The 24,232-nt window shown below is 53.5% G+C and carries 21 protein-coding genes, 1 tRNA gene and 1 CRISPR repeat array; of the genes, 14 read left to right on the top strand and 8 right to left on the bottom strand.

Features of this window, described 5'->3' with window-relative positions:
* Nucleotides 1-12: 12 nt before the first annotated feature.
* A complete protein-coding gene (locus tag AUQ42_RS14255) occupies nt 13-309 on the bottom strand; it encodes a BolA family transcriptional regulator (protein WP_068519761.1) in 297 nt (98 codons plus the stop codon).
* 159 nt (nt 310-468) lie between these two features.
* Here AUQ42_RS14255 and AUQ42_RS14250 point away from each other — a divergent pair, with 159 nt between their 5' ends.
* The 4 genes from AUQ42_RS14250 to gluQRS all read left to right on the top strand — a co-directional run bounded on the left by AUQ42_RS14250 (nt 469) and on the right by gluQRS (nt 5,167).
* Nucleotides 469-1,113 (top strand): J domain-containing protein, encoded by a 645-nt coding sequence (locus AUQ42_RS14250; RefSeq protein WP_068519760.1) that lies wholly within the window; start codon nt 469-471, stop codon nt 1,111-1,113.
* A gap of 211 nt (nt 1,114-1,324) precedes the next feature.
* Nucleotides 1,325-2,332: a cobaltochelatase subunit CobS gene (gene cobS / locus AUQ42_RS14245; RefSeq protein ID WP_068519759.1), complete on the top strand. Its 1,008-nt coding sequence runs from the start codon at nt 1,325-1,327 to the stop codon at nt 2,330-2,332.
* A gap of 51 nt (nt 2,333-2,383) precedes the next feature.
* A complete protein-coding gene (gene cobT, locus AUQ42_RS14240) occupies nt 2,384-4,309 on the top strand; it encodes a cobaltochelatase subunit CobT (protein WP_068519758.1) in 1,926 nt (641 codons plus the stop codon).
* 18 nt (nt 4,310-4,327) lie between these two features.
* On the top strand, nt 4,328-5,167 hold the full coding sequence (gene gluQRS, locus AUQ42_RS14235) for a tRNA glutamyl-Q(34) synthetase GluQRS (RefSeq protein ID WP_068519757.1): 840 nt from the start codon (nt 4,328-4,330) through the stop codon (nt 5,165-5,167).
* Here gluQRS and AUQ42_RS14230 read toward each other — a convergent pair.
* Nucleotides 5,158-6,093 carry a LysR family transcriptional regulator gene (locus tag AUQ42_RS14230; protein WP_068519756.1) on the bottom strand — a complete coding sequence of 312 codons (936 nt, stop codon included), beginning with the start codon at nt 6,091-6,093 and terminating at the stop codon, nt 5,158-5,160. The two genes, gluQRS and AUQ42_RS14230, sit on opposite strands and share 10 nt — an antisense overlap.
* A gap of 102 nt (nt 6,094-6,195) precedes the next feature.
* Between AUQ42_RS14230 and AUQ42_RS14225 the strand changes: the two genes are divergently transcribed.
* A complete protein-coding gene (locus AUQ42_RS14225) occupies nt 6,196-6,795 on the top strand; it encodes a short chain dehydrogenase (RefSeq protein ID WP_068520000.1) in 600 nt (199 codons plus the stop codon).
* Nucleotides 6,796-6,975: 180 nt separating this feature from the next.
* A complete protein-coding gene (locus AUQ42_RS14220; protein WP_068519755.1) occupies nt 6,976-9,060 on the top strand; it encodes a bifunctional diguanylate cyclase/phosphodiesterase in 2,085 nt (694 codons plus the stop codon).
* Nucleotides 9,061-9,178: 118 nt separating this feature from the next.
* Here the strand turns inward: AUQ42_RS14220 and AUQ42_RS14215 are convergent, their stop codons facing one another.
* Both AUQ42_RS14215 and AUQ42_RS14210 read right to left on the bottom strand, forming a co-directional pair.
* A complete protein-coding gene (locus AUQ42_RS14215) occupies nt 9,179-9,367 on the bottom strand; it encodes a hypothetical protein (protein WP_068519754.1) in 189 nt (62 codons plus the stop codon).
* Between the two features lie 82 nt (nt 9,368-9,449).
* On the bottom strand, nt 9,450-9,788 hold the full coding sequence (locus AUQ42_RS14210) for a hypothetical protein (RefSeq protein ID WP_068519753.1): 339 nt from the start codon (nt 9,786-9,788) through the stop codon (nt 9,450-9,452).
* Between the two features lie 86 nt (nt 9,789-9,874).
* Here AUQ42_RS14210 and rpmB point away from each other — a divergent pair, with 86 nt between their 5' ends.
* Nucleotides 9,875-10,168 (top strand): 50S ribosomal protein L28, encoded by a 294-nt coding sequence (rpmB, locus tag AUQ42_RS14205; RefSeq protein ID WP_008889909.1) that lies wholly within the window; start codon nt 9,875-9,877, stop codon nt 10,166-10,168.
* A 374-nt stretch (nt 10,169-10,542) separates the two neighbouring features.
* Nucleotides 10,543-11,109 carry an HNH endonuclease gene (locus tag AUQ42_RS14200; protein WP_068519752.1) on the top strand — a complete coding sequence of 189 codons (567 nt, stop codon included), beginning with the start codon at nt 10,543-10,545 and terminating at the stop codon, nt 11,107-11,109.
* 99 nt (nt 11,110-11,208) lie between these two features.
* Here AUQ42_RS14200 and AUQ42_RS14195 read toward each other — a convergent pair whose 3' ends face one another.
* The 4 genes from AUQ42_RS14195 to AUQ42_RS14180 all read right to left on the bottom strand — a co-directional run bounded on the left by AUQ42_RS14195 (nt 11,209) and on the right by AUQ42_RS14180 (nt 15,855).
* Complete coding sequence (locus tag AUQ42_RS14195; protein WP_197460862.1) at nt 11,209-13,365, bottom strand: TonB-dependent siderophore receptor; 2,157 nt, start codon at nt 13,363-13,365, stop codon at nt 11,209-11,211.
* Between the two features lie 167 nt (nt 13,366-13,532).
* Nucleotides 13,533-14,420 carry an AraC family transcriptional regulator gene (locus AUQ42_RS14190; RefSeq protein WP_068519750.1) on the bottom strand — a complete coding sequence of 296 codons (888 nt, stop codon included), beginning with the start codon at nt 14,418-14,420 and terminating at the stop codon, nt 13,533-13,535.
* A gap of 297 nt (nt 14,421-14,717) precedes the next feature.
* A complete protein-coding gene (locus AUQ42_RS14185) occupies nt 14,718-15,224 on the bottom strand; it encodes a disulfide bond formation protein B (protein WP_068519749.1) in 507 nt (168 codons plus the stop codon).
* Nucleotides 15,225-15,267: 43 nt separating this feature from the next.
* A complete protein-coding gene (locus AUQ42_RS14180) occupies nt 15,268-15,855 on the bottom strand; it encodes a YqaA family protein (protein ID WP_068519748.1) in 588 nt (195 codons plus the stop codon).
* A gap of 217 nt (nt 15,856-16,072) precedes the next feature.
* Between AUQ42_RS14180 and AUQ42_RS14175 the strand changes: the two genes are divergently transcribed.
* From AUQ42_RS14175 to cas2, 6 genes are all read left to right on the top strand, one after another.
* Nucleotides 16,073-16,158, top strand: a tRNA-Leu gene (locus tag AUQ42_RS14175).
* 527 nt (nt 16,159-16,685) lie between these two features.
* Nucleotides 16,686-17,693, top strand: a complete 1,008-nt coding sequence (locus AUQ42_RS14170; RefSeq protein WP_197460861.1) for a replication protein RepA — start codon at nt 16,686-16,688, stop codon at nt 17,691-17,693.
* A gap of 11 nt (nt 17,694-17,704) precedes the next feature.
* Nucleotides 17,705-17,995 (top strand): helix-turn-helix domain-containing protein, encoded by a 291-nt coding sequence (locus tag AUQ42_RS14165; protein ID WP_156480889.1) that lies wholly within the window; start codon nt 17,705-17,707, stop codon nt 17,993-17,995.
* Nucleotides 17,996-19,092: 1,097 nt separating this feature from the next.
* Nucleotides 19,093-22,245, top strand: coding sequence for a type II CRISPR RNA-guided endonuclease Cas9 (cas9, locus tag AUQ42_RS14160; protein ID WP_068519745.1), 3,153 nt, complete (start codon nt 19,093-19,095; stop codon nt 22,243-22,245).
* Entirely contained in the window at nt 22,245-23,147 is a 903-nt protein-coding gene (gene cas1, locus AUQ42_RS14155; protein WP_197460860.1) for a type II CRISPR-associated endonuclease Cas1, read from the top strand. The genes cas9 and cas1 overlap by 1 nt, the downstream gene beginning before the upstream one ends.
* Before the next feature lie 22 nt (nt 23,148-23,169).
* Nucleotides 23,170-23,478, top strand: a complete 309-nt coding sequence (gene cas2, locus AUQ42_RS14150) for a CRISPR-associated endonuclease Cas2 (protein WP_231856780.1) — start codon at nt 23,170-23,172, stop codon at nt 23,476-23,478.
* Between the two features lie 74 nt (nt 23,479-23,552).
* Nucleotides 23,553-24,181: a CRISPR direct-repeat array (repeat unit 36 nt; unit sequence GTTTTAGCAGAAGAGAGATTGTGGTCCAACCGCAAC).
* Nucleotides 24,182-24,232 lie beyond the last annotated feature (51 nt).

Below are 24,232 nucleotides of genomic sequence, written 5' to 3'. Positions count from 1 at the left end.
ATGGAATTGTATTTAATTGGTTCTATTGGCAAGCGCCGCCTTGTATTCATCGGGCGTCATGGTTTTCAGGGCCAGCGCATGCACGCGTTCCTTAAGCAGGGTGTCAAGCGCGCCATAAACCAGGCGTTGACGATTGACACGGTTCTGACCTTCGAATTTTTCAGACACCACCAGGACCGAAAAATGGGACTCGCCGCGCGGATCGGCACCGGAATGACCGGCATGTTTGGAGGAGTCGTCGATGATCTGTAACTCGACCGGGCTGAAATGTTCGGTCAGAATGTCACGGATCTGATTGGCTACCTGCATGATAAGGGCCTCTGTTTTCTGCGGATGTTTGCAATCGGGTGCAAAATTTGAGCTGTGTGACAGGTTCTGGCACGCAATGGCAGTTTTTCAAGCCTTTTATCGCATTTAATCGATCCGTATGATATTGCGTGCATCGATTTTCAGAACATATAGACCCAGATGAACCGAGGACACCGCAACAAGCGCAAGACGCTGTATCACAATGAACCGATCCTGCCCGATTGTGATTGGCCGGGCTGTGACGGCCATGGTGAATTCCGCGCGCCCAAGGATCGCAAGCTGCGTGACTATTACAAGTTCTGCCTTGATCACGTGCGCGAATACAACAAATCCTGGAACTATTATGAAGGCATGAAAGCCGAGGATATCGAAAACGACGTGCGTCGCGATACCCACTGGCAGCGCCCGACCTGGAAGTTCGGACATATTCGCGGTTCCAAAAAGCCGTTCAATTTCAAATTCAAGGACGGGTTCGGCTTCTTTAACGAAGACGGTGAGCAGACCCATCATGGTCCGGGCGGCGATGCCCGTGCCGAACAGCGCCGCAAAAGCGAAGATGCCCAGCGCCGTGCCGGTGCCCTTGGCATGCCCAGCGAACAGCAACAGGCGATGGCGACCCTTGATCTTGGCTGGCCGTTCACCCGGGACGAGCTCAAGGCCAAGTACAAGGCACTGTCCAAAAAATACCATCCCGACGCCAATGGCGGTGACAAGGTTGCCGAGGAACGCTTTAAAAAGATCAGCGCGGCCTATAGTTCGCTTATGAGCTATATCCGCGATCTTGAGGCCCGCGTGACCCTGTAAGCGGGCAGGTTCCGCTGCAATAATTCCAAAAAATCTGGTCAATCTGGTTGCGGTTTGCGTATCGGGGATGTCTTATCGAGCAAACCTTTTGCGGTAATAGAGATTTTTTGCGCATCTTCCCTTTGAGTGATGCGCCTAAACCGCTATTAATGAGCAAGTTTAACGAAACGACCGCGTCACCAGCGTCGGTCCGAGAAATGCGCGAGTACTTATGAGCCAAGGTTACGAAGCGACGGGTGCGGCGGCAGAACATCCGCTTGATGCCCCAGATACCACCATTTCCGTGCGCGAAACGTTCGGGATTGATGTTGATATGGAAGTCCCGGCATTCAGCCAGGGCAGCGAACATGTGCCGGTCGCTGATCCGACCTATCGTTTTGACCGCGACACCACGCTGGCCATTCTTGCGGGCTTTGCCCACAACCGCCGTGTGATGATCCAGGGGTATCACGGTACGGGCAAATCGACCCATATCGAACAGGTGGCATCGCGTCTGAACTGGCCGTGTGTGCGCGTCAACCTTGACAGTCACATCAGCCGTATCGACCTGATCGGCAAGGACGCAATCGTTCTTCGGGATGGCAAACAGATCACCGAATTCCGCGAAGGCATTCTGCCCTGGGCGCTCAAACGCCCGGTCGCGATGGTGTTTGATGAATATGATGCCGGTCGCCCGGACGTCATGTTCGTGATCCAGCGTGTTCTGGAAGTCGACGGCAAGCTGACCCTTCTTGATCAGAACAAGGTCATCCATCCGCATTCGCATTTCCGCCTGTTTGCAACGTCAAACACGGTTGGTCTTGGCGATACCACCGGTCTGTATCACGGCACCCAGCAGATCAACCAGGCCCAGATGGACCGCTGGTCGATTGTCGCCACACTGAACTATCTGTCGGTTGCCGATGAAACCAACATCGTTGCCGCCAAGGTTCCGGCGTTCGACACCGCCGAGGGCCGCCAGAAGATCGAAGCAATGGTGGCTCTTGCCAACCTGACCCGTCAGGGATTTGTGTCTGGCGATATTTCGACCGTCATGAGCCCGCGTACCGTGATTACGCTGGCCGAAAACGCCAAGATTTTCGGTGATATTTCCTATGCGTTCCGGGTGACGTTCCTTAATCGTTGCGACGAGGTCGAACGCCCGATCCTGGCGGAATATTATCAGCGTTGCTTTGGCGAAGAGCTGCCTGAAGAAGCCATCAATGTGATGGTGCGCTAAGGCGTGTCCTTAAAGCAGATTGGCGAGCTGGTCCCACAAGCGAGTAGTAAGATGAAGAATGATGAGGCTCTTTCCGGGTTCTTGCGCGGCACGGCGGCGACATTTCGCGCGCTTGCCGGGCGCAATGATCTGGAAGTCGGCTTTGTCAAAGGCGGGCGCCCGGGCGGATATGGCGAACATGTCCGTTTGCCCATGCCCAAACAGGCATTGCCCAAGGACGAAGTCGCAGACCTGCGCGGCATTGCCGATGGCTGGGCGCTTAAAATGCGCCACCACGACGTTGCCCTGCATGCCAAACGCATGCCCGAAACAGCCGAGGCTCAGGCTGTTTACGATGCGCTTGAAACAGCACGGGTCGAGGCCGTGGGATCACGCTATTTCCCCGGGGTGCGCAAAAACCTGCGTGACCATGCCGAACAGGATTGCCACGCCAAGAACTTTCATCGTCTGACATCGCGTGACGATGCACCGTTTGCCGATGCGATCGGCATGCTGGCCCGCGAGATTTTTACCGGCGAACGCGCACCGGAAAGTGCTCGTCCGCTGATTGATCTGTGGCGGACCCATATCGAAGAAAACGCCGGGGCTGATCTTTCGGACCTGCGTGATGTTCTTGATGACCAAGAAGCTTTTGCCCGCGGCATGCGCCGTTTGCTTGATCATTTGTCGCTGGAAGACGACCTTGATGACGCCCCGCCCGAACAGGAAGGCGAGGACGACGAAAACAAGGAAGGCGAAAACGACCCGGAACAGGAAGAAATGGAAAGTCAGGGCGGTCAGCAGGGCCAGAATGACGATTCCGAACCCGATGGCAGTGACCAGCAACAGGAAGCCGGGTCCGAAGATGCCGAAGCCGGCGAAGGCGATATTGACGACCAGCAGCTTGAAGCCATGTCGCAGGAAGAAAAGCCTGCCGGACCGGGCGAACAGCCGGAATTTGATGGTCGAAACGAACCGGTCGAACGCGGCTATGAGCCCTTCACGCGCGAATATGACGAAGTCGTAACCGCCGATGACCTGTGCGAAAATCTTGAATTGTCGCGGTTGCGCGCGATGCTTGATAAGCAGCTTGCCAACCTTCAGAACGTGGTGTCGCGTCTTGCCAACCGGTTGCAGCGTCGCCTGATGGCGCAGCAGAACCGTGGCTGGGACTTTGACCTGGAAGAAGGCATTCTTGATGCGGCCAAGCTTGCCCGTATCGTGGCAACACCGTCGACGTCACTGTCGTTCAAGCAGGAACAGGATACCGATTTCCGCGATACGGTCGTGACCCTTCTGATCGACAATTCCGGCTCCATGCGGGGGCGTCCGATCACGATTGCCGCCCTGTCGGCAGATATTCTGGCACGCACGCTTGAGCGGTGCGGTGTGAAAGTCGAAATTCTCGGTTTCACCACCCGTCAGTGGAAAGGTGGTCAGTCACGCGAACGCTGGGTCGATAGTGGCAAGCCTCCCAAACCGGGACGTCTGAACGACCTGCGCCACATCATCTACAAGGCGGCCGATACGCCGTGGCGTCGGGCCCGCAAAAACCTTGGTCTGATGCTGCGCGAAGGGCTGCTTAAGGAAAATATCGACGGCGAAGCACTGCTTTGGGCTCATGAACGTTTGCTTGGTCGTTCCGAACAACGCCGGATTTTGATGGTAATTTCCGACGGTGCGCCGGTCGATGATTCGACGCTTTCGGTCAATTCCGGAAATTATCTGGAACGGCATTTGCGCGAAGTGATCGAATGGATCGAAACAAGATCACCGGTCGAACTTCTGGCGATTGGTATCGGCCATGACGTGACACGCTATTACCGGCGTGCCGTGACGATCAATGATCCCGAAGAACTTGGCGGTACAATGCTTGCCGAGCTTTCGGACCTGTTTGATGAACAGGGTGCGCGCCAACCCAAACGCCCGATGCGCCATGTCCCCGCCGATGGCGGGCAGGCACGCGACCGCGCTGCGGGTGACCGCGACCGCTGGTAAGGGCAGGGTGCGCAAAGGATGACGGCGATCACCCGATTTGCACCAAGCCCGACCGGATATCTGCATCTTGGCCATGCGGCCTCCGCGCTGTTTTCAATGAAACAGGCCGGGCCGTATGGCCGTTTTCTTTTGCGGATCGAAGATATCGACCAAACCCGCTGTCGCCCGGAATATCTGCATGCGATTTTTGAAGACCTGGCCTGGCTTGGCCTGCGATGGGAAGAACCGGTGCGTGTTCAGTCAGAACATTTCGCCGATTACCAGGCGGTGCTTGATCGCCTGACGGAAATGGGGTTGCTGTATCCTTGTTTCTGTACCCGCAAGGACATTCAGGCCGAAATCGAACGGATCGGCAATGCACCGCACGGACCCGATGGGGCGCTTTATCCCGGGACATGTCGTCATTGTTCCGCCCAGGAACGTTCAGACAGGATTGCGGCCGGGGAAAGCTTTGCGCTGCGACTGGATATGGATGGCGCGATCAAACGTGTCGGGCGCGAACTGGTGTGGTTTGACCGCGCCGCCGGTCGACAGATCGCAACCCCGGAAATCTTTGGCGATGTGGTTCTGGCGCGTAAGGATACACCAACCAGCTATCATGTTTCCGTGACCCATGATGATCATCTTCAGGGGATCAGTCTTGTCACCCGCGGGCAGGATTTGTTCTTTGCCAGCCATCTGCACCGTTTGTTGCAGGAACTTCTGGGCTATGACGTTCCGGAATATCACCACCACGGGCTTCTGACCGGTCCTGATGGCAAACGGTTTGCCAAACGCGACAAGTCAAAGACGCTGCGATCAATGCGCGAAGATGGCATGAACCCCGATGATGTCCGGCTGTTGGCGGATCAGTTCTGATCGCTTTGCGATGTCGATGTGGTTTCAAGCAAGTCCGGGCGATCGGCAAACCAGTTGCGGATGAAATCGATCATCAGCCGGTTCTTGATCGGCAGGTTCCCCTGATAGGGATAAACAAGATAGATCGGCCGCAAAGGTGACCGATAATTTTCAAGGGCTGTTTCAATCCGACCGGCGCGAATTTCAGGCATGGCGACATATCGCGGCAAACGCGCAACGCCCAGTCCCTGAACCGTGGCATTGCGGATCAGCGGATAGTGGTTCAGGCGCAAATTGCCTTCGGCCGTGATGGATGTTGGTCCGTCATCGGAAAAGAACACCCATTTGCGATCCTTGTAATACTGGAAATTGACCAGACAGTTGTGATGGACAAGATCGGCCGGCGTTTGCGGTTTGGGATGGGCTTGCCAGTATTCGGGGCTGGCACAGATCAATTCGGAAAGTTGACCGAGCGGAATGGCGACCTGATCGGGATCATCGGTCAGCCCGGCGCGAATGGCAATATCAATATGGGCTGATTGCAGGTCGCGGAACGTGTTTTCCAGTTCCATTTCGATCTGGATACGTGGGTGGGCCTGTTGAAAGGCCACGATGATGTCTTGCAAAAACATTTCGCCAAACGACACGGGAACCGTGATGCGCACAGTGCCGACCGGCTCCCCGCGCAGGGCTTCGACCGCCTCGAACGCGGCATCGGCGCTTTGGGTGATCGTTTCGCAATATTCCAGAAAGGTCGCACCGATTTCGGTCAGTTCCAGTTTCCGGGTCGACCGAAACAGCAATTGCGCGCCAAGAGCATCTTCAAGCCGTTTGACATGTTGGCTGATCAGGCCCTTGGACACGCCGGTGGCGCGGGCGGCATCGGTGAAACTGCCCTGTTTGATAACCGCAGCAAAGCTGCGCATTTCGCTGAGATAATCTTTCATTGTTTAAAATACTAAACGAATGGTTCGGGATTATCCAGATTATCGCGCCAACTGTTCTGTGAAATCATCCAGTCAGTGCAGTTTTCATCTATGGAGAATGACATGAAGGTTCTTTTGATCGGCGCATCTGGGATTATCGGCAAAGGTGTTGATGCCGAATTGTCGCCGCGTCACGAAATCATCCGCGCGTCACGCAACAGCGGTGATGTGAATGTCGACCTGAAAGACAAGGCTTCCATTCGTGCGATGTTTGAAAAGGTCGGAACGGTGGATGCGGTGGTTTCAACCACCGGCAAGGTCCATTTTGGCGATTTCGCCGACATGGACGAAGACAAATACCGCATCGGGATTGATGATAAACTGTTCGGGCAGATCAATCTGGTCCTGATCGGGCGGGACTATGTTGCGGACCGGGCATCCTTCACCCTGACCACGGGCATTCTGGCCAAGGACCCGATCGAGTTTGGCAGTTCGGCCTCCATGGTGAATGGCGCAATCGAAGGGTTTGTGAAGTCGGCGGCCATCGAAATGAAGCCGGGACATCGAATCAACGCGGTCAGCCCCGGCGTCATTACCGAGGCGATGGAAGGCTACGCCCCCTATTTCCGCGGCCATGATCCGGTGCCAGCTGCCCGTGCGGCTCTTGGCTATGCCAAATCGGTCGAAGGTCTTCAGACCGGTCGGGTCTTTGAAATATTTTGATTTTCTGATGTGAACGAACAGGATCGGGGGCTGAAGCCCCTGATCCCGTTCTTTTGATGGCCAAATCAGGAGGCCGGATTTATCCGATCTTTGTTGTTGTCGATATTCTCGTTGTCGTTGAATAGTACCTATCTATAGGATTGTAAGTTCAAGCGACGATGTCAGAGGCAACCAGACCAGATGGAAAAATGTGCCGGTTTGGTCAAAAAGATCGCAAGCCGATTTGTTGATCCCCAAATTGCACTACAAGCCGGTGACGAGATCACCGGCAAGGTCCGCCGTGACCTGCTGGATCTGGCCTATCGCAACAACTGGGCAAATATCATTGTCAATCTTGCGGCGGCAGGCGGCCTTGTGATCATTCTGGGGTTGCTGGGGGATCTGGTTGCGATCACCGTTTGGTGGTCTGTAATCCTTGCTTTTTTATGCGCTGTTCGTCTGTGGGGCGGGTATCTTTATCATCGTGAACGCGCAAAGGTCGCGGAACTCGATGCCGATGCCTTTTATATCTGGCAGCGGCGATATGCGCTTGGTGTCCTGTCGGCGGCCATCTTGTGGGCAGTGATCGGTATTATTGAAATTCCGATCGTGCGCGGCGAAAGCCAGTTCATGACATTGATCATGTTTGCCGGTCTGGCGGGCGGTGCCACGGGGATTCTGGCGCCGATATTTCTGGTCGGGCGGCTCTATCTGACGGCGCTTCTGTTTCCGCCGGTGATCATTTTTACGGTTATGGCCGATGCCAACTATGTTCTTGCCATCATGACCATCATCTTTTTGATGGTGATGCTGGTTACGCATCGGAACAATCACGTTGTCCTGTTCCGGTCACTGGTGCTGAAACATCGAAATGACGGTTTGGTCGAAGATTTGCGCCAGAAGAACCGCATCATGGAAAACTGGAATGCGACGCTTGAAGCACGGGTCGAAGAACGGACTGAGGAACTCAGAAATCTGGTCGAACATGACGCGCTGACCGGCATTCTGAACCGCGATGGCATTGCGGCTTGGTTCAATCAGAAACGCCAATCATCCGACGATCTTGATTACGCGGTTCTGTTCATCGATCTTGATCGCTTCAAACAGATCAATGACGGGCTTAGTCATGCCATCGGTGACGAGGTCCTGCGCATTGTCAGTGACCGTCTAAAGGCTTATGTCGATGATCAGCACGCGGTGGGACGCTGGGGCGGGGATGAATTCCTGATGGTGCTTGCAGCTCCGCATGACGAGCTGCATGGGCTGGTTGAAAATACGATTGAAAAGGCGCGTGCTTCAATCAGTCAGCCCATCATGATTTGCGGGCATTCGCTTCATGTCGGGTTCAGCACCGGTGTGGCGTTTGCTGCGGCCAAAAACCCGGGGATTTCCGAACTGATCCATTGGGCCGACCTTGCTGCGGCCGAGGTCAAACGATCCGGGCGTGGCAGTGTGCGCAACTATGACAAAACGCTTCTGACCGAACAGGAACGCCGCCTTGCCATCAATCAGGCCCTTCGTCGTGCCCTTGGCATTGGTGAGTTCTATCTTGAATATCAGCCGGTCATCGATGCCGATGATGGCCAGATCGTCTCTTACGAGGCCCTACTGCGCTGGAACAGCAATGAGCTTGGCCTCGTGCCGCCTGACGAATTCATCCCGATTGCCGAAGAAAGTGCCTTGATCGTTGAAATTGGCGAATGGTGCATGCGGACAGCCTGTCGGGAAATCTGTGCTGCAACGGACAGGGCGGACGAAACAAAGATCGCTGTTAATGTCTCGATCCGTCAGCTTGTGGCACCCGGATTTACCGAAATGGTGGCGCAAATCCTGAGTGAAACGGGAATGGTACCAACGCGGCTTATTCTCGAAGTTACCGAATCAATCTTTGAAGAACGCCAGCGATCGATGATTTCCCGGGTAATTGATGATCTGTTCGATATGGGTATCGGCATTCACATTGACGATTTCGGGACCGGATATTCATCCCTGTCGCGTCTGCATCAAATTCAGATCGATGCGGTCAAGATCGACAAATCCTTTATCCTTGAAATGGACGAGAATGCCCGTGTGGTGATCGAAGGCGCGATCCTGATTGCGCATCGTTTCGGTTTGCAGGTGATTGCCGAAGGTGTGGAAACCGACCAGCAGCGAAACCTTCTGCAATCATTGGGGGTTGATGCCTATCAGGGGTATTTCTTTGCCCGTCCGGGCGCGCTTCCCTGTCTGGATTGCCATTGGCAGGTCGAAGATGCCCCGACGCTGAAATCCCTTTCCGACCGTTAGGGGCCGGCTGATATCACGGGTATCCTGAGTGCGGGCATAAAGTCTCTGTGCGCATAAAAAAACGGCCTGTCACATCATGTGATCGGCCGTTTTTGTGCTGTTCTGTCTTGGGGGCAGATCAGCGACTGAAATCAATCAGCACAAGGAAGCAAACCGGAACAAGTGCCAGGGCGACATAAATCCAGAAGGAAGCGACAGGCACGCCGAAATGCGCCAGAACGTACCCGGCAAGATAAAGAACCAGGCCTGCGACCGCGACCAGCAGAATGCCCAGAAGGGGCAGTGATACTTTGCTATCTGTTTTCATGTTCCGTCATGCTCCCCAAACGGATTTCTTAACTCATGGTGCTGAAGCTACCATTCTTTACAGCTTTGCGTTTTGATCCGTGTCAATAAGCTGTCCATATCGACCATTGATCCGCCAGTGGGGTCGTTTGGGGCCGTTGCGGACGGAATGTGGAATCGAAGCTGTGTGCGGGCGTTGAAAACACGATTCTGGCGGGTATCGGTTGCGGGCCGTCGGGGAATCGGTTGATTTGTGCCTGGAATATGGGGTGATTGCTGCGTTTTGTGGCCTTTGATATTGTCGCGCCGGTTTGAAAAGACGCAGATTCCGTGCGGTTGAGTTGGGTAAAAACCGACCCAAACCACGGATTATCGTCAAATCCGCTCGGATAAGCGTTTTTGTCGCGGTTTTCGGTTGATGAAGGCTTGACGACATTGGTCATAGGCAGTATTAACCCGCTTCCAAGCGCGGGCCTGCATGTTCAGGCCAAGCGTCCTTTTGCGAATTTATAGACCAGGAGATCAGGTCATGGCACGTCGCTGCCCGGTATCCGGCAAAGGCGTTTTGGTCGGCATGAATGTGAGCCACGCCCACAATCGTACCAAACGTCGTTTCCTCCCGAACCTGCAGCCGACCTCGCTGCTTAGTGAGTCGCTCGGTCGTTCGGTGCGTCTGCGTCTGACCACCAATGCTGTCCGCACCATCGAAAAACGTGGTGGTCTGGATGCATATCTGCTCAGCACTGCAAATGCAAAGCTGCCGGCAGATTTGGTGAAAATCAAACGCCAGGTCGCCAAAGCTGTTGAAGCAAAAGCTGCCTAATTCAGGCTTCTGCTTTACAGACAGATTTTACGAGGGCTCGCTTCTGGCGGGCCTTTCGTTTTTCTGATCACTGGCCTGTCAGAAGGCCACGGAACAAGCTGTACCATCACCGGTGGTGCAGCTTTTTTTGTGCCGCGCACAAGCATGGTTCCCGCGCTGTTCGGGGGAGATGGTCCGGCATGACGCCGATAAAACGCGACTCGGCGGAACACGGGCTTTGCGCTTTTGCTAAATTGGTCTATACTTTGCTCTATCAGTGGTTTACGTCGCCGCGTCGCCCGGTTTGGTGAAACGTCATGATATGTTCATCACCAGCGATTCCCGAACCTGCTAAATAAGGCAAGCGACTCGGTAAACACGGTGGAGCGGATGATATGCATTTATCGCCCAATGCGTGTCCGGCACTTGTTCTTAACGCCGACTTCCGGCCGTTGAGCTACTTCCCGCTGTCTCTTTGGTCCTGGCAGGATACGCTCAAGGCGGTCTTTCTTGAACGCGTCGATGTTCTTTCCGAATATGACCGCGAAGTACGTTCCCCATCCTTTAAAATGAAGCTGCCCAGCGTCATATCGCTCAAGGAATATGTCCCGCTTAAAAGCAGCCCGGCTTTCACCCGTTTCAACGTGTTCCTGCGTGATGAATTTTCGTGCCAGTATTGCGGTGATCGTCTGCCGACAAATGAGCTGACCTTTGATCACGTGATCCCGCGGGCGCGGGGCGGGCGTACGAACTGGGAAAACATCGTCACGGCCTGTTCTGACTGCAACCTGTTCAAGGGTAGCCGATCGGTCCGCGAGGCGGGCCTGCGACTGCGCAGGACGCCGGGACAGCCCACCATGCACGAACTCCAGTCAACAGGACGCCGCTTCCCGCCAAACTATCTTCACGAAAGTTGGCGGGATTTTTTGTACTGGGATACGGAACTGGAATACGACTTCTGATCGCGGGTTTTGCGATACGCTCAACAAAAAAGCCGACGGAAATTCCGCCGGCTTTTTGTCTGGACCGTTTGGTCATTAATGTTCGGTGAAGACCGTGTCCTACCAGCGGTATTTAACCGTTGCCAGGACCGTACGACCCTGACCGTAATAGCAGGTGGTATCCGAGCCGGCGCACGAAGCAACCCAGCGTTCGTCGGTCAGGTTGGTTGCATTAAGCGCAAACAGGTACCCATCAAGCTCATAATGGATCCCGGCATCAAACAGGGTGGTTGCCGGTACCTGGAAAGTGTTGCTCTTGTTGCCGTACTGCTCACCAAGGTAGCGAACACCCCCGTTAAAGCCGAAGCCTTTAAGGGCACCGGTCTGCAGGGTGTAGTCAGCCCAAAGCGAAGCCGTGTGCTCTGCGACGCCATCAGGGGTGTTGCCCTGGTTGCCGTCATTGTCCTTGGTAATTTCGGAATCGTTGTAGCTGTAAGCTGCCTTGGCAACGAGACCCGCAACCGGTTCAATTGTGCCTTCAAGTTCCAACCCGCGTGAGCGTACTTCGCCGGTCTGAACTTTGCGTGCGCTGTCGTTGGGGTCGGTTGTCACGACATTCTGGCGGCGCAGGTCATAGATAGCGGCACTGAGCATACCCTTGAAGGATTGCGGTTCGTACTTGGCGCCGAATTCGACCTGCTGGCCGGTTTCGGGTTCGAAGTTCTGGCTGCCTTGGCTTGCGACCGGATTAAAGGATTCCGAGTAGCTGAGATAGGGGACAAGTCCAAACTCGGTTTTATAGACAAGTCCGGCCTGACCAGAGAAAGCATGATCGTTTTTGCTGCTTTCTGCACCGTTTTTGGTGTTGTCGTATTTCTTCTCGTCCGACCAGTCCTGACGACCGCCAAGGGTCAGGGTCCAGTTCTCGTCAAAATCGATCTGGTCCTGTGCATAAAGACCCAGCTGACGCAGTGTCACGTCATCGTCATACCAGGTGGTCAGAGCGCCGATTGCGCCGCCATAACTCGGATTATAGACATTCAGGTCCGCCGCCGAACCATAGGCGGCATAACGGTCATAGATGTAATGCTGATAGTCAACACCAGTCAGAAGCGTATGGTCTACGCTGCCCGTATCGAAACGGGTTTCAAGCTGGTTATCAATCGTGATGGCATGTGCATTCTGATCGCTGCGCAATGTGCTGCGTTTCAGGGTGCCGGCATTCACATCACGCCAACCCGTGCCATAGGCGGTTTTGTAGTCGACATCGACAAAGGCATAGCGGGCATTCTGGCGGAAGGTGACGTCATTGGTGAAGTCATGGCTGAGTTCGTAACCGACAGATGTCTGGATACGCTCATATCCTTCAAAGCCGGGCTCGCCGGTGAAGACATCGACCGGAATGGCACCATTCGGGCCGGCATAGATGGTGCCGACCGTTGGCAGCCAGTTGTTGGCTGACCCGGTTTCATCGTGCTGGTAATGGCTAAGAAGGGTAAGCGACGTGTCGTCACTCTGCCATTTAAGGGATGGTGCGATGTAAACGCGATCGTCATCGACCATGTTGGTTTGGGTTCCTGAATCCTGAACCAGACCGGTCAGGCGATACAGAACGCTGCCATCTTCAATCGCCTTGCCACCGACATCAAAAGCGCCCTGTTTGTGGTCGAAGTTGCCAAGCTGCAGGGCGACTTCATTGACCATATCTTCATGCGGGCGTTTGGTAACAACGTTTACGAGGCCACCCGGGGCGTTTTGCCCATACATGACAGAGGTCGGCCCGCGCAGCAATTCAATGCGCTCCGCACCATAGGCTTCCTGACGGAAGGATGCATAGCCCGACGAACGAAGCTGCATACCGTCACGATACAGACCGACATCCTGCTGGGAAAAGCCACGGACCTTGAACCAGTCATAGCGGGTGTCAAAGCCCGACTGATCGGCCTGAATGCCTGGGGAATATTTCAGTGCGTCCATAACGGTTTCGGCCTGGCGGGCTTCGATTTCATCCGTGCCGATCACCGAAATCGAACGCGGAGTTTCGACAATCGGGGTGCTGGTCTTGGTTGCGGTTCCGCTTTGGGTTGCAACAAAACCTTCTACTGGCGAGGTTGATGTCTCGGCCTGTGCCTCGGCTTCAATCATGATCGCCGGTGTTTCGGTCGCATCGGTTGCTTCGGTCTGATTTGTGGCATCTTCACCCGATTGCGCGCGCGCAAATTGCGGCGCAGCAAAGCTCAAGGCAAAGGCAGTGCTAAGCAAAAGTGTCTTAGACAATTTATGTCCTGTAAAACGCATCTGAATTCCCTGTCTCGGTTGTCTTTGGCGACGACCTGCTGGGCGGGAACCTGCGGGCCATCTTCATGATGGGCCCTTGGTTATCACGCGCGCGACGGGAAAATATTGAACCGGATTTTGGTGGATTGAACAGATTTTGGCTAAAATTAGGCAAGCTGTTCCTTGCGCCAGGCGCCAGGCGTGGTTCCGACGATTTTGCGAAATACCCTGGTCAGGTGTGCCTGATCAGCGAAACCAAGACCAACGGCAACCGACGCCAACGGTGTGTCGCCCTTTTTCAAAAGGTTTTTTGCCCGCTCGACCCGTGCTTTCATCTGCCATTGCTGGGGTGGCATGCCGGTGGATTCCCGGAAGGCCGAGCAGAAATAGGACTGTGACAATCCGGTCAGTTGCGCCAATTCATCAAGGCGGATCGTGCGACCGCAATTCTGTTCGATATAGTCGACGGTCTTGCGCAACTGATAAGGGGCAAGTTTGCCGCGTTTGCGTTGGGGTTCCTCAGTCTGGCTTGGTGTCAGAAGGGCCGCAGTCAAGGCGGTGACCAGTCCTTCGCCATAAATCTGGGGCCCGGTCATGCCGTTCTCCAGGTCGTTGGCCAGAAGTCGGACCAGTGTATTGATGCGCGGGTCGCAGAAACCCATGCGCGGTGTTTCAAGAACGCTCAGGTCAATTGTATTGCCCATGCTGTTTTCAAGCGCATCGACATCAAGATGAATATCAAGATGGCGTAACCGGCATTTGCCGAGAATTTCCGACGAAATTTCCATCCCGGCTGGGACGTAATAAAGGCATCCCTGTTTTCGGTCGGTGGTGCATGTGTTGTCTCGTGATGTTCGGACATTGACCTGACTGTCCCCGATACAGTCGAGGATCGCGACGAGCAACGGCGCACGCGAAACATAGGTGCCACCGGCTTCCTGTTCGCATTCGACATGCCACAAATCCGTGATGGCAGCGTTCCAGCGACGGAAACGCAAATCATCAAGAAGTGAAATACCTTCGATCCTGCTGGTCATTTGCGGATGGAACGTCATGTCGGGCAATCCTGGGTCGGTCCTTTGATCTGCGAGTGGTCCATGATGTCTGATGGCGATTCTGCATAGGGAATCGCTGCGCAAATATAACCGGGAATTTCGTGCAAACAATAACAATTCTCATTATCAAATAAAGAATCGTTCATTTTGTGGTCAAATGATCGCGTTATGCGGGTTTGCGATCAAAAACAAACCCGCCCAGGATGTGGGCGGGTTCAAGTGGTGTTTATGAGGGCGGTTCAATACCGCCAGTTTCAATACCGGCGGTCTGATGTGACTTCGGCCTAAGTTATATGGTTACTTTTTCATCCAGCGCGACGGTGCGATCAGGCAAAATACCGTCAGGGCTGCCGAAAAGAACACATTGACCGTCGGCATGGTGATGCCAAACAGGGTCCAGTCGATCTTGTCACATCGAATGATCGGCTGGGCGAGAAGCTGCGCCTTGAGCTCGGCAAGGGAGCTTGCACCACTTTGCACGCCACCACACATGGCCGGGCCCTGCCACCACAGTTCCTGTACCCCGACATGGTAAATCGCAATGCCGGTACCGACCGCAAAGGTCAGCCCGCAAAGATAGACGATGGCACGTGCAGCCTTGGGAAAGCGGATCAGAAGGAGTGCCAGAACAGACAGCCCGATCACGATATAGAACGGCTTGCGCTGATAAAGGCACAGGATGCAGGGCAGCAATTTCTGCACATATTGGGCATATAGGGCAAAGCCGATGCTTCCGACTGACACCAGAAATAGCACAATCGGCGCAAAGGCCGGCATGTAGTGCGGGCGAAGCAATTTTAACATCAGTAGATCCGAATCCCGTCTTCCTTGAAATGTCTTCATCGAACTAGCCGTGCGGAATCAGTTTGATTGCGGCAAATCCACCAACAAGAACCACGATAAATATGGTGAAAACGAGGCCCAGACGCTTTTCGATGAAATCACGGATCGCCGGGCCGAATTTCCAGATCAATGCCGCAATGACAAAGAACCGCAAACCGCGCGCGGCAATCGATGCCACGGTAAAGACCAGCGGATCAAGGGCGGTTACGCCAGACAGGATCGTAATCACCTTATAAGGGAATGGTGTGACCCCGGCGATAAATACAGCCCAGGCCCCCCAGTCATTATAATAGTCCCGGAACTGGTCAAACTTGGCACCATAGCCATAAAGCTCAAGCACCGGGCGCCCGACCGTTTCAAACAGAAAATACCCGATGCCATAACCGATCACGCCACCAAGGACGGATCCGACAAGGCAAATCAGCGCATAGCGCCACGCCCGGGTCGGGGCGGCAATGATCATGGGGATCAAAAGGATGTCAGGCGGGATCGGAAAAACCGAACTTTCAATGACGGCAATAAAAAACAATGCCCATCCGGCATGGCGATGGCTGGCCAGATTCATGGTCCAATCATAAAGACTGCGGATCACGGCAAATGCGCCTTATCTTGTTTGACGATGGTTTGACGGGTGGCGCTTGGCCTGGAAACTTGGCGCGATCAAAGCGCATTTTCCCGATGATCGCAATGACGCAGTTCGGGATCGCAAAATCAGTAACATTTTTGCACAAAGCCCCATTGACCCCGCGAAATTTACAGCTATTATCCCGCCCGTCGATGGACGGTGCGCAACAGCACCTGTATTGCCTGCCCCTGTGGCGGAATTGGTAGACGCGGCAGACTCAAAATCTGTTTCACCTAGTGAGTGGGAGTTCGATTCTCCCCGGGGGCACCATCGCACTTTTCCTAGCTTTCAGCGCTTTTATAATCACGCCAAAAGATCTCATTCCGTAAATTCAAAAAGCCTCATTCCGGAAATGGCATTCGGAATGACCCAGAATTTATGAGCTCTTGTGCTTAAATTTACCCGCCTCAATTCCTCAAAATACCTCTAAAAATTAAACCTTTGATTGAATGTCTTGATTCTGGTCATGGCTGGTCTTTGGTGATTAGGAGCAAGCTAGTTGATATTGAAACTGCATATTTCTGAGAGGATTTTAACCAGTTGACATCGCAATGACCTCGCTCCTCTGCGGGCAATACAATACTTTGGGTGTTTGCATTGTTTTGTTGGCATAGGACTACTGCTATGCCTTTTGCACGCTTCAACCGTGTCCTAGTGTCTAGCTTAATCCGTCAAAATGCTCATTGCTTGAGTGTTATCAGGCCCCCCAATCTTGGGGATAAAACACAGGTTTTAGTCCCATTCCTGAGTTAATTTGAGAATCTGGCATGGCTCGGAATAAAAACGGGGAAATAAAGATGCAGTCACCAAAGCAAGGAGGTTTTTTCAAAGAAAGCCTTGCTGAGGAAACTCAGCAGGGGGTCAGCTATCGCACCTCATTTGTTCGCCACACTTTTACAATGTCTGGGCTGCCACATCGCAAACCTGAAGATGATAGTGCGCCCTTCATGCGCAACATGGACAATCTTGTGTTTTCGGCTTCGCCAATACCTCTTGGGGAAGAGTATGGGGAACATAAGGATCTGAACTATATTGGCGTTCCATACGGCTCTAAAGCTCGGATGGCCCTGATATGGCTCTCTTCTCAAGTGAATATGCCAGGGCGTTTTCCAGGAAACCGCGAAATTGAAATACCCATCATCAAGGAATGGGTCTCGTCTCTCGGGCTTTCCGTTAACGGTTATTCGCTTTCGCAGTTGAAAGAGCAAATCCTCAGATTGACCAAAACACACTTTTCTCTGGCCTATCAGGATGAAGACAACCAAGAGGTTAAGATATTCAACCCTGATGGCATGATTGAGGGCGCGACCTACTCCAGGGACGATATCGAGCATTACCTGAATGGCCATCCTGAAAAGATGAAATGGCCAGCATCAATTGTTCTGACCAAGCAGGCATATGAAGGATTTCTCAATCACTCGGTCCCGATACCTACTGAGGCCCTGACAAATCTATCTGCCTCATCAATGGCCATCGACCTTCTGATGTTCTTGTCCTTCCGCCTGCCACAAGTAGATCCAGGGGCAAAAGAACTGGTTGACTGGTCTGACTTGGCCTCCCTGTTCGGCTCTGGCGAAACACCTGGAAAGTTCAAGCATCGGCACATCAAAGCGATAACAGCCGCTTCTGCTGCATCTGGCAAGGGTGCCGTTAAAGTGACCGATTTAGGATTGCTGCTTCACTATCGCGATCCAGAACAGCTTAAAAAAGCCTTCTACGTTTCGACGCCTGTAGAGGCGCGTCTTCAAGATCGCAAACGTCGAGTCAAGCTTCAAAAGGAGGATGCCGTCAACCTTAACAAATAGAGAGGCCCGCCTTGCAGGGCCGACCTAAATCTAACTTACAGTACGCGAAGTCCAGCAAGGCGCTGTTTGCCATGGTTCCCTTCTCTTTGATCCAGCGCTTCGACTTTTCACTATCTGGATATGGGTTGCTTACAGCCTTTGCAGAATATGCCAACACACAGGTGTGTTGCTGGCCGAGCCAATCCACCTTGGCAAAATATACCGGCCGTTCCCGCGCTTGGGTCAATTCGACCTTGAAGAAGCTTGCTGAGAAAAACTCCGATCTGATTCAGCTGCGCAAAAGCCTCAATGCGGAAGTGTAAGTTAACTGAAGAGCGCGACAAAAGTCCAAATCTTAAATGCGCCGGTTTTCTGCGGTCTATCGGGCATGCGCGACAAAAGTCCAAGTATGGCTGAGGTGATGGTTGTTTGAGGGACGCGACAAAAGTCCAAATCTCAGATGCGCCGGCTTTCTGCGGTCTATCGGGCATGCGCGACAAGAGTCCAAGTATGGCTGAGGTGATGGTTGTTTGAGGGACGCGACAAAAGTCCAAATCTCAGATATGCCGGCTTTCTGCGGCCTTGGGTGTTGCGCGACAAGAGTCCAAGTGTGGCTGGGGTGATAGTTGTTGGAGGGGCGCGCCAAAAGTCCAAACCTCAGATATGCCGGCTTTCTGCGGCCTTTGGGTGTTGCGCGACAAGAGTCAAGGTGTGGATGGGCTGATAGTTGCTGGAGCAGCGCGACAAAAGTCCAAGCCTCAAATGCGCTGGTCTTCTGGGGCTTCTGAGCATTACGCGACAGGAGTCCAAATGTTGGCTGGGTCGTGCGTTGTTAGAGGCCGGCGATAAGAGTCCAAGTTTACGCTGAGGCGTGCATTGGCAGAGTGGCGTGCCGAAAGTACGACAATTCGTTAATCAAATGTTTGGTTCAGTAAGCTTTCAGTCATGTTCTGTTTGATTGGAGCTCTTGTTTCTGAGCTTTGAAGTACACTTTGATTGCTCATGAGGTGAACTGGTTCCGGCCTTCCAGTTCCTTTCTACGGTGTTCAATTTATCTTTCTTATGAGGCCGTTGATCGGCCTGACCACCTTTTTGTGGGCTTTCTGCCGATACAGATAGTTCTGAGAAGCGTCTGCGCTTCAAACCAGCTTCATTTTTCGGTTAACAGAACAAGGCAGGCCGGAGCCTGCCTTGTAATTTTGTGCTCTAAAGCTTGTTAACAGCCAGACCACAACCTGTCTTCTGCTAAAAGACATCCCTATTGTCTGCAGAACAGTTTGGAACGTCAAGTCCCAGTCATACTAGCTATAAGAGTAATATGCCTATCTTTTTACCCCAAAAGAATAGGGGACGTTATTTCCCTGCTGCTTTAGCATCAAGAAATATTAAACAAGGGATGCAAAACTCGCGGGGAATCACAATGTCGTCTTATCGTTTTTCATTCGACCTTGGCACAAACTCGATTGGTTGGGCGGTTTTTGAACTTGATCCCAAAACTCGGCCCGTCGCCCTTGCAGATTGCGGCGTGCGCATTTTTCCTGACGGACGCAACCCAAAAGACAAACAATCCCTTGCAGTTGCCAGACGCGAAGCCCGCGCGGTGCGCCGCCGCCGCGACCGTTATCTCAAACGACGCAGCGAACTGATGGAACGTCTTGTCGCAAAAGGTTTGATGCCGGAATCACGTGACGACCAAAAGGCACTGGAAGGCCTCGATCCTTATGCCCTGCGCGCAGCCGGGCTGGACGACGCCTTACCACCCCACCATTTCGGGCGCGCCCTGTTTCACCTTAATCAACGACGCGGTTTCAAATCAAACCGCAAGACAGATCGCGGTGAAAACAGTGAAACCGGCATTACCAAAATCGGGATGAAAAAACTGCATGAAGCCCTTCTTTCCGAGGGATGCCGCACCCTTGGCGAATTGCAGCATCGACATCACGAGGCCAACCAGACCCCGGCCATGGATACCAATCCAAAGTCCGTGCGCTCCAAACTGCGCGGCGAAGGAGCCAAGGCCGTCTATGATTTCTATCCGTCCCGCGACGCCGTTGAGGATGAATTCAACAAGTTATGGGACAGTCAGAAGCGTTTTCATCCCGACCTTCTGACCGATTCTGCCCGCGACGCCATCCGTGACGCCATATTTTATCAGCGCAAACTCAAAACACCCGATGCCGGCAGATGCAGCTTCAACCCGGCAGAGGAGCGGGTCGCCCGTGCTATGCCCATTGCACAGCATTTTCGGATTTTGCAGTTTGTCGGTGATCTGCGATTGATTGATAACGATCTGGTTCGTCACCCGCTCAACAATGATCAGAAAAAGGCGCTGTATCGCGACCTTCTGGCCAAAGGTAAGCTGACCTTCAAAGCCATGCGTAAAACCATCGGCATCGGATCGGAATATGCCTTTTCCCATGAAAGTGAAAAGCAATCGGAATTCAGGGGCGATGAAACCGCCGCAAGACTGGCCGGGCCAAAATATTTCGGACCCAAATGGCGCGAACTGTCATTCAATGATCAAAGCGAAATCGTTGACAGGCTGTTGCACGAGGAAAACGAGGAAACCCTGATCCAATATCTTCAGGATCGTTTCGGCTTTGATCACGACCGCTGCGAAGTCATTGCCGATGCGCCACTGCCCGATGGCCACACACGCCTTGGTAAAACCGCGCTTGAAACCCTTGTTGAAATCATGCGCGATGATCATCTTCCCTATGATCAGGCCTGCACGAAGGCCGGATACGAGCACGCCTTGCCGCCTGATGGCGTCATCCTTGACGACCTTCCCTACTACGGCATTGCGCTCGAACGCCACGTCGCTTTTGGCGATGGAAAAAGTGAAAATCCCGAAAAGCGTTACGGTAAAATCGCCAATCCCACCGTGCATATCGCCCTTAATCAATTGCGCAAAGTCATCAATGCCCTAATTGCGCGATACGGCCATCCGGATCAGGTTGTGATGGAAATTGCCCGCGACCTGAAACAAAGCAAGGCCAAACGCGATGACATTAGTAAGGAGCAAAAGAAAAATCAGGACAGGAACGATCAGCGCCGCAAAAAATTGCAAGAGGCCCATATTGCCGTAAATGCCGAAAACATGTTGCGCATGCGACTTTGGGAGGAACTTGACGAAGACAATGCTGCCGCCCGTGCCTGCCCGTTTACCGGGGAGACGATTTCAATGGCCCGCCTGTTCTCGCCCGAAGTTGAAATCGAACACATCCTGCCCTTCTCCCGATCCCTTGATAACAGCCCGGCCAACAAGACACTGTGCATGGTATGGGCCAACCGTGCCAAGGGCAACCGCACCCCTTGGGAGGCGTTCGGACGTGACCGCGAACCCGGATTTGACTGGCCGGAAATCGCCGCCCGCGCCGCGCGCCTGCCCAAAAACAAATCATGGCGTTTTGGCCCTGATGCCATGGAACGCCTTGAGCGCGAGGGCGATTTTCTGGATCGTCAATTGACCGACACCCAGTATTTAAGTCGTATCGCCCGCGAATATGTCACCAAAATCTGCGATCCCAATCAGGTCTGGGTCACGCCGGGTCGGCTGACCGCCTGGCTGCGGCGCAACTGGGGCCTGAATGGCATTTTGCCCACCGGAAACGCGACCAAAAACCGCGATGATCACCGCCACCATGCAATTGATGCGATTGTTGTCGGCCTGACGGACCGTGGCATCCTCAACCGTGTTTCACGTAGCGCCGCCCTTGCCGAGGCCGAAGACCTTGATCGCAGTATCGCCGAAATGCCCGATCCGTTTGATGGTTTCCGCGACAACATCCGCCACATACTCGAGCAGATTATTGTGTCGCACAAACCTGATGCAGGATTTGTGCCGGGGCACCCCAAAGGTAATACAACACCGGGCGCACTTCATAATGACACCGCCTATGGCATCATCAAAACCGACGCCAAGGGCATGTCCGAGGTCGTGACCCGTAAGGATGTCCTGTCCTTCAAGGGAACAAAGGAGATCGAAAGCATCCGCGATGCGGCAACCCGACAAAGTTTGCTGGATGCCGTTGCCGGTGTGCCATCCGGGCTGGCCTTCAAGGAAGCCCTGCGTGACTGGTCAGTCCGAACAGGGACCAAACGAGTGCGTGTCACCTTCAATATGTCGGTTATTCCGATCCAAGACCGCGATGGCAAGGCCTATAAGGGCTACAAAGGGGATGGTAATCTGTGTGCCGAGATTTATGAACGCCCGGATGGCAAATGGGGCGATGAAATCATTTCACGTTTTGACGCGGTTCAGCCAGGGTTCACGCCGCAATGGCAACGCGACCATCCTGCCGCCCACCGGGTCATGCGCCTGTTTCGCGATGATATGATCATGGCCGAGATCGATGGGGTCATGACGGTTTGCCGAATTGTTAAAATGTCTCCTGGCAAAGTCGTATTCACCCCTCACCACGAAGCTAATACAGATAGTCGAAACCGGGATAAAGATGATCCGTTTTCGTTCCATACATGCAGTGGTGAGAGCCTTCGGAAGCGCAAAGCCCAAAAACTGTTTGTCGATCCGCTTGGCAAAATCCGGGGTTATCGGGCGAAGGAAGGATAATGGATCGGATCATAGAAATCGCCAGCGATGACCGCCATCTTGCAATTGCCCGTGGTTCGATGGAAATCCGATCTGGCAATGATGTGGTCGGGCGGGTGCCGCTTGATGATATTGGGGCGCTGATCTGTTCGGCGCATGGCCTGACCTATTCAAATAACCTGATTGCCAAACTGGCCGAACGGTCGGTACCGGTCGTGCTTTGCGGCCCCAATCACATGCCGATTGGCTATCTGATGGCGGCCAATGCCCATCATCAGCAATCAAAACGCATCATGGCCCAGGCCGAAGCCAGCCGCGCGCTGAAAAACCGGCTGTGGAAGCAGCTTGTCCAGACCAAGATCGAGGCACAGGCCGCCGTGCTTGGGACATTGGGTAAACCACATGTTCCAGTCGGTTCCCTGATCCGGCATGTTAAATCCGGCGATCCCGAAAATATTGAAGGTCAGGCGGCCCAGCGATACTGGCAATTAATGTTTGGCAATGAATTCCGACGTGATCGGTTTGGCAGCGGCCCAAACGCCGCGCTCAATTACGGTTATGCCGTTTTGCGTGCGGCCACCGCGCGTGCCACTATCGCGGCGGGGCTTCACCCATCCCTTGGCCTGCATCATCGCAGCGGGGCAAACCCGATGAATCTGGTTGATGATTTGATCGAACCGTTTCGTCCCATTGTCGATCTGATTGTTTTTCGCCTGTGGGTTGATGATAATGATATCGAACTGCAAGGCGAGACCAAACGCCTGCTGGCAAGCGTTACCGCGCATGACCTACCAACCGATGCGGGTGCGTCGCCGGTCATGCAATGCCTGCATCGCCTCGCCGGGTCGCTGGCGCAATGCTATCTTGGTGAAGCCCAAAGCCTTGCCCTGCCGCTGGCCCCACTTCCACTTGAACTGGGATAGCGACATGTTATCGGGATACCGAATGATGTGGATGATGGTGCTTTTCGATTTGCCGGTCACAACCAAAAAGGAACGCAAGGCCGCAACTGGTTTTCGCAACCACCTCCTCGACCTCGGTTTCGAAATGGCCCAGTTTTCCGTTTACCTTCGTTTCTGTGCCGGTAAGGAACAGGCAGAAAGCATGACGCGCAAAGTCCATATGAAACTGCCCGCTGGCGGCAAGGTCGATATTCTGTATTTCACTGACAAGCAATATGAGAACATCGTTTCATATACAGGTAGAACAAAACAGGATTCGCGCAAAAATCCCAGCCAGTTTGAAATGTTCTGAACGACGAATAAGAGGATTGTGAACCCGCCAGAACGTCAAAAAAGCCCCTGAAATCAGGAGCTTTTCCGAAGGTGGTTTTAGCAGAAGAGAGATTGTGGTCCAACCGCAACTTCTAAACCGAAAGAAAATCCTCTGCGCGAGTTTTAGCAGAAGAGAGATTGTGGTCCAACCGCAACGAAAGACCTGTTCTCATGGCTCTCGCAGAAGTTTTAGCAGAAGAGAGATTGTGGTCCAACCGCAACTCTTACGATGAGTGGAGCGGAAATGCTTGGGTTTTAGCAGAAGAGAGATTGTGGTCCAACCGCAACGTAATGACTGTGGTTTTGGTTGTCTGAAAGTTTTAGCAGAAGAGAGATTGTGGTCCAACCGCAACAGCAGGAGCAGGCGTCAGCAACACTCGCCAGTTTTAGCAGAAGAGAGATTGTGGTCCAACCGCAACTTGAGTCCGTATCGGCTGATATTCCGCGATGTTTTAGCAGAAGAGAGATTGTGGTCCAACCGCAACGCCTTAAGACGCATGTTCACGGCGGGGTGCGTTTTAGCAGAAGAGAGATTGTGGTCCAACCGCAACTTTATCGTTAGAGCGTTACAACCAGCTCATGTTTTAGCAGAAGAGAGATTGTGGTCCAACCGCAACTATCGCATAGAACTTGTGCGCTCCGATCACGTTTTAGCAGAAGAGAGATTGTGGTCCAACCGCAACTGTTTCGACGGATGCCAATTCAGAAACAGCGTTTTAGCAGAAGAGAGATTG

The sequence above is a fragment of the Thalassospira sp. MCCC 1A02491 genome, from assembly GCF_001613785.1.
Classification (GTDB): domain Bacteria; phylum Pseudomonadota; class Alphaproteobacteria; order Rhodospirillales; family Thalassospiraceae; genus Thalassospira; species Thalassospira povalilytica.
Note: the sequence above shows the minus strand (reverse complement) of the source record. Positions and strands in the feature narration are given on the sequence as shown.